A 1,911-nucleotide genomic window follows, 5' to 3' on the forward strand; every position below is an offset into this window, starting at 1 on the left:
ATTCCTCGTCGCCGGACACACCACCTGGCTCCCCATCACCGGCACCGCCCAGACCCGCACCACCAGCACCCCCCTCACCGTCCACACCGCCCGCACCCACCTCGTCGCCGACCCCACCTGACCCAAGACGAGGTGAGCGCAGCGCGGGTCAAGCCAGCGCAGCCGCCGAACCGGCGCGGCTCGGGGTCAGAACGGGGGTGGGGCATCCCAGCCCAGCGGCAGCTCGTGGCCCGGTAGCGGGTCCGGCTGCGTCGGGTACTCGTGCCCGGTCGGGGTGGTCCACAAATGCCCGCCGGCCCGCTCCGGATCGCGGGCAATCCGCCAGCCGGCATGGGTCTTGATCAAGTGATCGCGTCGGCACAACGACCCCAAGTTCTCCGCCGACGTGGCACCGCCCGTGCCGTCGGCCGCGTACGGCACGCGATGGTCCAGGTCACAGCAGCTCGCGTCGATCGCACACACCGGCGACAAGCACCGCCGATCCCGAGCCCGGACGATCTCGGCGAGATCCTTCGGTGGGCGATATCGCCTCTTGCCCACATCCAGCACCGTCCCGGACAGCGGATCCGTGACCAAGCGCCGCCAGGTCCCCGCCGCCGCCAGTCGTCGCGCGGTCTGCGCCGTGATCGGTCCGAACCCCGCCAGCTCCCCCGGCAGCTCGTCCACCCCCAGCAACGTGGAGAGCGCCACCGTCACATCCACCCGGATGCCACCGCCCACACCACTTGCCGCGTCGACCCCGTCGACGCCGCCGACCCCCGGGGCAAGGGCCGACCAGGGCAACCCGAACGCCGCACCCGCCGTGCACCCTGTCGCCGTCGGCCCACCTGTCGCGCCCGGGGCGGTCGACGCACAGCACGTCGTCGCGCCCGGCGTCGCGGTGCCCGGCATCGTCGCGCCCGGGGCGGTCGACGCACAGCACGTCGTCGCGCCCGGCTTCGTCGCGCCCGGCGTCGTCGTGCCCGGCGTGCCCGGCGTGCCCGCGCAGGTCCTCGCCCCGGCACCCACGCCCACGCCGCAGCCCAGCAGGGCCCCCGCGAACGCATCGGCACGCAGCTGATCACTCGTCCGCGGATCTCCCGCGTTCCGCCCTGCCCGCGCCGCCGCGGTCAAGGCCGCGTCGATCCCGGCCGCCACCGCTCCTGGCACCACCGCCCACAGACCCGCCATCCCATCCGCCAGCACCCGGGGCCGGCAGACCCGGCGGGTATCGACCGCCCGCACCGCCCGCTGCTCCGCGTCGACCGGATCCACCACGATCAACGCCCGCGCGAGATCCCGGCGCAGCTGCCCATGCGTCCGCGCACCCGCCGTCGGCAGCACGCGATCCTGGACATCCACCGCAACCTCGACCGCCACAGTCCCCAGCACCGACGCGAAGATGCGCGCCTTGCCCCAGTCGATCTCGCCCGCCTCCAACGCCGCCGCCGTCGCCAGCAGCGGACCCGCGAACAACCGCGCCGTGGTCACCAGCTCCCGACCCGCCGCGCGCGACGACCCCAACCGCGCCGCCACCTCTTCCCCGGTCACATTCGGGTGCCCCACCCGGACCGGCCAGGACGGGTTCATCGACGCCCGCCGCGACAACACCTCCACCGCCACCAGCTGCCGCGCCCGCGCCCCCGACGCCTCCCGCTCCAGCTCCGCGATCAGCTCCACCAGCGCAAAATCATCCAGTCGCTCCGCGGCCACCTCGAGATACCCCGGCGAACACACGACCGCCCCCTGACGCGCATCCACCTCGTCCCACCACGCCACCAGCTCCGCCGCCGGCACGGGCACGCGCTCCCACGCCGCCTCAGGCACCGCCTCAGGCTCTACGACCCACCCGGTCTCGAACATGTGTAGTGTGTCGCTTAGCGTGGATATGATGAGCGTGTGGAGATACCAAAATGCGGGGATAAGCGCCAC

The 1,911-nt window shown here is 73.4% G+C and carries 1 protein-coding gene; it reads right to left on the bottom strand.

Annotated features, from left to right (window positions below; all coding sequences use genetic code 11):
- Positions 1–186: 186 nt before the first annotated feature.
- Positions 187–1,806 (bottom strand): HNH endonuclease signature motif containing protein, encoded by a 1,620-nt coding sequence (locus EUA98_RS19480; protein WP_165372930.1) that lies wholly within the window; start codon positions 1,804–1,806, stop codon positions 187–189.
- Positions 1,807–1,911: the final 105 nt, after the last annotated feature.

Source organism: Pengzhenrongella frigida (assembly GCF_004168625.1).
GTDB classification, from domain to species: Bacteria; Actinomycetota; Actinomycetes; order Actinomycetales; family Cellulomonadaceae; genus Pengzhenrongella; species Pengzhenrongella frigida.